Source organism: bacterium, assembly GCA_020440705.1.
Taxonomy (GTDB): Bacteria; Krumholzibacteriota; Krumholzibacteriia; order LZORAL124-64-63; family LZORAL124-64-63; genus JAGRNP01.
In genome coordinates, this window is record JAGRNP010000046.1 from 19,622 (window position 1) to 27,564 (window position 7,943).

Annotated in this window: 5 protein-coding genes; all 5 read right to left on the reverse strand. The window is 68.5% G+C overall.

Translation table 11 applies throughout. The features are described 5' to 3' along the window. Window position 1: 1 nt before the first annotated feature. Complete coding sequence (locus KDM41_08840; GenBank protein ID MCB1183528.1) at window positions 2–1,345, reverse strand: hypothetical protein; 1,344 nt, start codon at window positions 1,343–1,345, stop codon at window positions 2–4. A 12-nt stretch (window positions 1,346–1,357) separates the two neighbouring features. Beyond that, a complete protein-coding gene (locus KDM41_08845) occupies window positions 1,358–3,916 on the reverse strand; it encodes a helix-hairpin-helix domain-containing protein (protein MCB1183529.1) in 2,559 nt (852 codons plus the stop codon). A 2-nt stretch (window positions 3,917–3,918) separates the two neighbouring features. Next, the gene (locus KDM41_08850) at window positions 3,919–4,809 is read right to left on the reverse strand and encodes a hypothetical protein (GenBank protein MCB1183530.1); all 891 of its coding nucleotides are present in this window, start codon (window positions 4,807–4,809) and stop codon (window positions 3,919–3,921) included. A 12-nt stretch (window positions 4,810–4,821) separates the two neighbouring features. Then, window positions 4,822–7,230 (reverse strand): lamin tail domain-containing protein, encoded by a 2,409-nt coding sequence (locus tag KDM41_08855; protein MCB1183531.1) that lies wholly within the window; start codon window positions 7,228–7,230, stop codon window positions 4,822–4,824. 176 nt (window positions 7,231–7,406) lie between these two features. Beyond that, the coding region (locus KDM41_08860; GenBank protein ID MCB1183532.1) for a PTS sugar transporter subunit IIA at window positions 7,407–7,943 on the reverse strand (537 nt) is incomplete at its 5' end.

Genomic DNA, 7,943 nt, shown 5'->3' on the forward strand with positions numbered 1-7,943 from the left:
TCTAGAACTCCACCCGGTAGCCGACGCCGATGCGGAAGCGGGTGTCGTCCACCCGGGCCGTCGGGTCGGCGTTGAAGTTGTCGCCGAAGTAGTTCGTCGGGTAGGGGAACTGGTGCTCCTCCACCGTGGACATCTTAGTCAATTCCAGCGAAGCCGACACCATGCCGCCGCCGAGGGGGGCGCCCACGCCGGCGCTGAACACGCTCGCGTTGCCCTCGCGGTCGGCGTAGGCGTCGAGGTAGCGGAAGCCGAAGCGCAGCGGCATGCCGTTGTAGAAGGTGTGCTCGAGGCCCACCCGCACGTCGGTTACGTCCTCGAACCCGTAGGGGTTGTCCTGGTCGGGCAGGGACGAGTCCTTGACCTCGCTCCAGGGCTTGTACTCGGCCTCGACCGTGAACACCGTGCGCGGGTCGGTGCGGGGCCGGAAGACCAGGCCCGCCCGGAACATCTGCGGGTACTCCACCGAGCCGTCCTCGACGATGGTCACGGTGCCCGCCGCGTCGGTGAGGGTCGCGGTGCGGTCGCCGTCGACCTCCAGCGCGCTCTCCCAGGCCAGGCCGACCTCGACCCGCTCGCTGATGCGGCCGCGCACGCCGACGGAGACGTTCATGCCGCTCAGGTCGTAGGCGTCCTCGCTGCGGTAGCTGTCGTCGCCATCGGTCGTGATGTAGTCGCGCACCGAGTTGACCTCGGTGCGGGTGCCGTAGGCGTAGTGCACGGCGGCGCCCACGGAGATGCGGTCCGTCACGTCGGCGCCGGCGCCCAGGCTCAGCGTGCGCAGGGTGCCGGAGACGTCGCGCTGCCGCTCCTCGATGAGCTGGTCGCGGGCGGGCTCGCCCGACCCCGGCGGGAACGGGCTGGGATTCAGCAGCTCCTCGTCGAAGGTGTAGCTGAAGGGGTAGCGGTCGGCCAGCGAGAGGCCCAGGGCCAGCGGGAAGTCGAAGGCCTGGATCCGGCCGGCGGCCGCGAAGCCCGTCTGCCAGTAGTGGTGGCGGTTGCTGGCGATCGCCGCGTCGGTGACCCAGCTGTCGAAGCTGTCGAACAGGGGCTGGAAGCGGTCCTCGTGCTCCTGGTCGAGCATGACGCCGCCGTCGAGGCGATAGCCCGTGGCGTCGGACAGCAGGGCCGGGTTGAAGATGTTGGACATGCCGCCGCGGTACACCGCGACGCCGGTGCCGCCCATGGCGTTGATCTCGGCGCCGGTCCAGGCGATCTGGTCGCCGAAGGTGCTCATGATCTGGGGCACGGCCGCGGCCGGTCCGGCCGCCAGGCCCAGCAGGACCAGAGCCGCCGTGGCGACGACCACCGCGTCCCGCCTGCTCTTCTTGTGCAACTTGTTGAACATCGCTCGGATCTCCTAGAAAGTGTAATCCATCTGCAGACGGACGGTGGTCTGGTCCTGGGGCACGTACGGCGCGTCGGGCTCGAGACCCGAGGGATCGCCGAACTGGCGCACGTCGACCGCGCGCGGCAGGTTGTGGTCGCGGGTGATCTTCAGCTGGAACAGGAGACGCTCGGAGACCCGGCTCTCGACCTTGAACCAGTTGCGGAACCCGTTGGCGTCGAGCAGCACGAACTCGTTCCCCTCGAAGTTCCAGAAGAACCCCTCGTAGACCGCCGACGCCAGGGTGAACTTGATGCCCGGCGTGAGGTTGTGCTCGTACTTGACCTCGAAGGCATGGGCCGGCAGACCGTTGCCGCCCACGGCCGGATCCCCCACGCCCGCCTCGGCCGTCCCGCTCAGGCGCGGGCGCGGCGGGAACATGACGTTGCTCGTCACATAGGTGAACTGGATCCGGTTGTAGTTGCTCAGCAGGCCGATCATCTGCCAGCGCGTCTCCCAGTTCTGGAACTTGCGCACGTCGGTCGGATCGGCCTCGGAGCGACTGCTGTAGCGGTGCCGCACCCGGAAGCGCAGGTTGAAGATGGGCTGGTACTCGCCCTTGATCGTGTAGCGCATCAGGTCGGCCCCGTCGGCCTTGCGGGTCCACTGGTCGAAGCTGAGCCCGCTGAGGATGAGCGTCCGGCTGATCCGGTAGCGCGCGTCCAGGAAGAGACCCTTCTCCGCCTTGGGCTGCGCCCCTTCGAGCTCGAGCCACGAGTAGAGCGGATCGTTCAGGCGGAAGTACGAGTCGAGCAGCGTCATCTCGTACTTGCTGTCGTTGCTGAAGGCCCGGCCGTAGGGGTTGTCGAAGCCCACGTCGTAGTCGCGGTAGATGGCCAGCAGGTGCAGGTTGTCCCACTGGCTGAAGGCGTTCACCACGAAGGCGTCGGGGTTCTTCGACGAGAAGAAGTCGTTCTGCGGGTTCTGCAGGAACGCGTATTCGCCCTGCAGCGACATGTTGCCGTACACCGCCTGGGCCTCGGCGCCCATCACCCGGCGGAACTTGGCCTCCTGGCGGTCGCCGTTCTCGTCGGTGTACACGCTGGTGTAGCCCTGGCTGATCTCGTTGTCGCGGGCCTCGATCAGGTCCGTGGCCAGGACCAGCGTGTTGATGTCCGAGTCGAAGCCCCGGTCGTAGCGGGCCTCGTAGCCCGTGACGCCGATGAAGGTCCCGGGCGCCAGGCTCAGCTTCACGTTGCCGCCGACCATCTTCTCCTCGAAGGCGTCACGCAGCATGCCCGACTCGGCGGCCGAGCCGTTGCCGTAGAAGCGGTTCTCGAAGATCTCCTCCTCGAAGCGCGGCCGCATGGTCACGTAGCGGTTGATGGTGCCGTCGCGGTTGAGGATGCCGTCCTTGCGGTCCTTCGAGTAGAAGAAGGTGGCGTTCAGGGGGCCGTAGCTGCCCTCGACCGCCCCGCCCTTCAGGGAGTACTCGTAGGAGCGGCTGAGGTCGCCGTGCACGCCCAGCATCCGCTTGTTGAAGCCGAAGCCCGTCTTGCGGAAGTGGATGTAGTCGGTGTTGTCCATGACCAGACCGAGGCCGAAGGCCACGCGGTAGTTGCCGATCACGGCCGACTTGAGGCGGAAGTCGCCGAAGCGCTTGTTGAAGACGCCGGCGTAGGACTTGGCCGTCTCGTTCCAGTCCTGCTCGCCGTACTCCTGCGTCGTCAGGGCGCCCACCTGGTAGCCGCCCTTGATGTTCACGCGGGCCTTGTTCAGCCAGGCGGGCGGGTACACGAAGTAGCCGGTGCCGCCGGTCAGGCCGATGTCCTGGTTGCGGAGCAGGTCGGTGACGCCCTCCTCGTCGCCGGCGGCGTACGGCGTCTCCCAGTAGCGGGTCTGCACGTAGCCGCTGACGTCGGAGCTCGACTCCTCCTCCTTCTCCTCCTCGCTGTACACGACGAAGTCGCGCAGGTTGCGGTAGGCGAAGTAGCGGAGCCCCTCGGCCCGGCGCAGCTGGCGGCCGCTCTCGATGCGGCCGAGCCGGTCGCGGGCCTTGATGATGTTGGTGGCGTCGACGGGCGACACGTTCTGGTAGGACATGAGGTCCCAGAGGTCCATCTCGTTGATGTCCTCGGGATTGCGCAGGCGGTCGAGGTACTCGTCGACGAGGCCCTCGCTGGCGCCCTCCTGTCCCAGGTAGTTCTGGACCTGGCGGTAGCTGGCGCTCAGGCGGGCGATGGACGGGTCCTCGTCGCCCGGCGGGATCGTCGCGACCAGGTCCTTGATCCGCGCGAAGAGCGAGGGCGTGACGCCGTCGACCTCGAGCAGCTCGTAGACGTTGTCGAAGTACCGCTGGTAGGTGCGGTACTCGATGATGGCGCGGGCCACGTCCTCGGGGATCGGCAACGTCATGACTTCCTCGAGGGAGGCCGTGTTGAGATCCACGAGGTCGACGTGCGACGGGACGGCGGCGGCCGACGCGATGGGCACCGCGCCGAAGGCGCCGAGCCATCCCGCCAGGATCACCAGGGCGAGCCCGGCGACCGCCGACCGACCACGGCGCGACGCCGTGCCCAGGAAGAGGTTCATGTTCACTGCGCCTCACCGCCCCACGCGAAATGCAGCCCGAACTGGTGGGTCGCGTCGAGCACGCCGCCGCCGGTGCTGAAGCCGTAGTTCACGCCGAAGTTGCTGTGGGTGTAGCCGAAACCGGCGGTCAGCCGGTTGGGGTTCGTGAGCACGCCGGCCCGCAGGGCGAAACCCTCGACCAGGAACATCTCGAGGCCGCCGTGGTAGCGCACGTCCTCGCCCAGCTCGTTCTCGATCTCGAAGGTCGTCGTGACGCCCTCGTAGGGCTGGTAGGCCGCGCCCGCGACGAGGCGTCGGCGCAGCTCCTCCTCGTCGACGCCGATCATCGGATTGTTCACGTTCTTGACCTGGAAGCCGATCTGGGTGCGGCGATGCACCGTCACGGACATGCCGAGGTCGACGCCGAAGGCCGTGGCGTTGCCCGGATCGATGCCGCTGACCGACTCGCCGAGCTCGGCGCTGTACAGGTTCAGGGCCCAGCCGAAGTCGACGCGCGAGTGGATGTCGGTCCAGAGGTTGAAGCCGTGGGCGAGCGTCAACTGCGTCTCCTGGAGCAGCTTGGTGCCCTCGTACTCCACCTTGAAGTGGCTCAGGCCGACGCCGAGGTTGCCGTACTTCGGGTGCACGGGCAGGGCCGCCCCCGCATAGAAGAAGTCGGTGAAGTCGGCGCCGAAGGGCTGCACGTAGGTGACCGCGGCGGCGCCGTGGTCGGTGCCGCCGAGCTGGCCCGGATTGATGAAGGCCGCGAAGGCGTCGTCCTGCACGGAGACGCCCGTCTCGCCCATGGCCCGACCGCGGGGATTGACCACCGTCTGGTCGAACAGGGCGCTGGCCGGCGTGGCCGAGAGGCCGAGCGCCGCCAGAATCAGCAGAATGTTCAGTTTCCGAAGCATCGCTCACCCTCTCTACTTGCTGAGCCGCGTGGCGATGACCACCGGCGCGATCTTGTTCTCCTGTTCACCCGTGGCGTTGTCCGTCACCGACAGGTGGGCGATGTACATGCCGGCCTTGACCGGCTGCAGGAACTCGTCGAGCCCGTCCCAGCGGGCGATCGAAGGCTGATCGGGATTCACCGACGGGGCGCCGTGGAAGCGGCTGTCGAAGAGGGTGATCACGATGCGGCCCTGCTGGTCGAAGATCCGCAGCCGCGTCTCGGACTGGGGCTTCGAGACGAACTCGATGGGGAAGACCTCGCCCATGCTGGGCAGGAAGGTCTTGGCCTCGACCGAGAGGCCCACGGTGCTGCCGCCGCCCCCGCCACCGCCGATGGACGGCCGGCTCGGGTCGTACTCCCGCAGCTCGAAGGTGTTGGCCAGGTCCTCGGAGGTCTCGTCGCGACCGCCGACGCCGTTGCTGCCGGCCGCCACCTGGTTGCCTTCGGAGGCGTCGATGCGGTGGTACGAGAAGCCGAACTCCGCCTGGGTCGGGAAGGCGTTGGACAGGCTCGTGCCCACCTCGGGCAGGTAGGTGTGGGTGCCGATCGTCTGGCCGGTCTTGTTGAAGAACATGCTCGTCGTGGTGGACGAGGGATCCTTCCAGGTGAACATGTCGATGTCGGTCACGAAGTCGCTCGTGCCGTCCCAGTGGTAGAGGATGACCGTCTCGGCGCCATTGGTCAGGGTCGGCGTCGAGGGGCTGGCCCCGGTGCGGTTGATGATCGAGTTGTTCACCTCGTCGCCGAAGACCCACTCCATGTCGGGGATCGCGTCGGGGAAGGCGTCCTCCTCGTAGAGCTCGAGGTCGGGCGTGAAGCCGAACTCGCCGGCGAAGGCCGTCGAGCCCGCGATGCTGACCACGATGGTGTCGCCGGCGGCGATGGTGAAGCCCGCCGGGAACTTGGCGTGGAAGTCGGCGAAGGCGCCGCCGCCGATGGTGGTCTGGCTCGGGTTGCCCTCGGCGATGCGCCAGTAGTACTGGCTGCCCGTCGCGAAGATGGCATCGGTGAGGTAGTAGTCGCTCATGTCGACCGGCGTGGCGTTCAGGTTCGCGATCTCCACGAACTCCTGGGCGGTGCCCACCGTGGCCAGCTCGGTGATCAGCAGCTTGGCCGGCCCGGCGGTCGGGTCCGGGGCCTCGCCGGTGGTCCAGCCCTCGCTGAAGGTCGGCGCGGCGACGGGCCAGGTGGCCGTGGCGCCGGCGGCGTTGCTCGCCTCGGCCCACCAGACGACGACGGTGCCGGCGGTCTGGCTGGGCAGGGTCGCCGACCAGGTGTTGCTGCCGGCGTCGGCGCCGGCCAGGGTCTGCACCGCGCCGCCGTCGAGGGTGTAGTGGAAGTCGACGCCGGACAGGGCCGAGTTCGACAGGACGACGACCGACAACTCGGCCGTCAGGCCCTCGTACGGGGCGGCCGGCGCGTTGCCCCCGCTGCGGAAGATCGGGGCCGCGGCGAAGAAGGTGGCCGGGGCCGCCGGCGGATCCTGGGTCGCGGCGATCTGCCAGGTGGTGCCCAGGTCCTCGCTGGTCTCGTCATGGCCGGTCAGGCCGTTGCCGCCGGTGGCCGTCTCGGCGCCCTCGTCGGCCGAGAGGCGGGCGTAGGACTGGCCGAAGTTCTGGGCGCTGGCCGAGACCGGCTGCTGGGAAGCCGGCGCCGTGTCGGGCAGGTAGGTTCCGGCGCCGATGGTGATGCCCGTCTTGTCGATCTGCACGCTCGCACTGGTGCCCCAGTACATGTAGTCGACGTCCTGCACGAGATCGCTCGCGCCGTCCCAGGTGTAGAGCACGAGGCTCTCGGCGGTGTCCGAGAGATTGGGCAGCACCTGCGTGTTCTGCTCGCCCAGGGGATTGCCGCCGTGCACCGAGCCGGGGAAGACGGCTTCCATCTCGGGCACCGTGTCGGGTGTGGTCGCGTCCTCGTAGAGTTCGAAGTCGGGCAGGCGCCCGTAGGCCTCGAAGTACTGGGTCGAGCCGTTGACCGAGATGGCGAGGGTGTCGCCCGCCGCCAGGACCGCGCCCGCCGGGAACTTCACGTGGAAGTCGTTGAACTCGCCGCCGCCGGCCTTCGCCGTCGTGGGCGTCCCGTCGGTGATGCGGAAGTAGAACGTCGAGTTCGTGGCGAAGGTCGCGTCGGTCAGATAGATCGAACCGAGGTCGATGTCGCTGCCGGTGGGGTTGACGATCTCGATGTACTCGCTGCCGATGCGAAGGCCCGAGACTTCCCGGGTCTTGGTCACGACCTCGGAGATGATCAGGTGATCGGCCGTGGCGGCCCGGACGACCGGACCGGCACCGAGGACGGCCAGCAGCGTGATGGCCACCGGCACGGACGCCAACGACCACCCGCGGGCCCGGGGCGTCAGCCTGCGTATTCTCGACATCAAGTCACTCTCCTCTTCGAGGGATGCGCGGAGTGAGGGTTGTCACGTTTTCAGGGTCCGCCACCATAACCCCGGCGGGGTGCGGATTCAAGGCGGCTGTGGCAAAGAATTGTTGATAATGGCGGCGAAGACGCCGGCGCATGGCGGCCCGGATCCGGGCCAAGTGCTTCTCGAATCTAGGCTTGGTCGGCGCCGGCCAGGGCGTGGCGGAGGGAATCGGCGTCCGCTGCGGCGCGGAGGTCGTCCAGCAGGGTCCGCTGACGGACCAGGCGGGCCATGCGGGCCAGGACGCGCAGCATCAGGCGGGGATCGCCCATGGGACCGACCAGCAGCAGGACCACGTCGGCGGGGCGACCGTCGGCGGCGCCCACGGCCAGCGGTTCGGCCAGGGTGGCCACCGCCAGCCGGACCCGGGTGACGGCGGACGACCGGGCATGGGGAATGACCAGCCCGCCCCCCACGGCGGTGCTGCCCTCCCGCTCGCGGCGCAGGATGTCGTCGACGAGCTGCTCGGGATCGCCCGTGACCCCGTCCGCGGCCAGGGTCCCCACGAGCTCGCGCACGGCGCCGGTCAGGTCGGCGCACTTCAGGTGGGGCAGGAACGCCGCTTCTGTTGTATAGTCGGTCAGGTTCATGGAGGCGAAGGTAACGACCGGTTCGCCGCCTGTCCAGCAATGCCCCGGCCGCCCGCCGCCGTCACCCCCCGAGAGGCC

Excerpts from the sequence above, each read along its gene's own strand:
- KDM41_08840 (MCB1183528.1), bottom strand. The coding sequence starts at position 1,345 with ATGTTCAACAAGTTGCACAAGAAGAGCAGGCGGGACGCGGTGGTCGTC.
- KDM41_08845 (MCB1183529.1), bottom strand. The coding sequence starts at position 3,916 with ATGAACCTCTTCCTGGGCACGGCGTCGCGCCGTGGTCGGTCGGCGGTC.
- KDM41_08850 (MCB1183530.1), bottom strand. The coding sequence starts at position 4,809 with ATGCTTCGGAAACTGAACATTCTGCTGATTCTGGCGGCGCTCGGCCTC.
- KDM41_08855 (MCB1183531.1), bottom strand. The coding sequence starts at position 7,230 with ATGTCGAGAATACGCAGGCTGACGCCCCGGGCCCGCGGGTGGTCGTTG.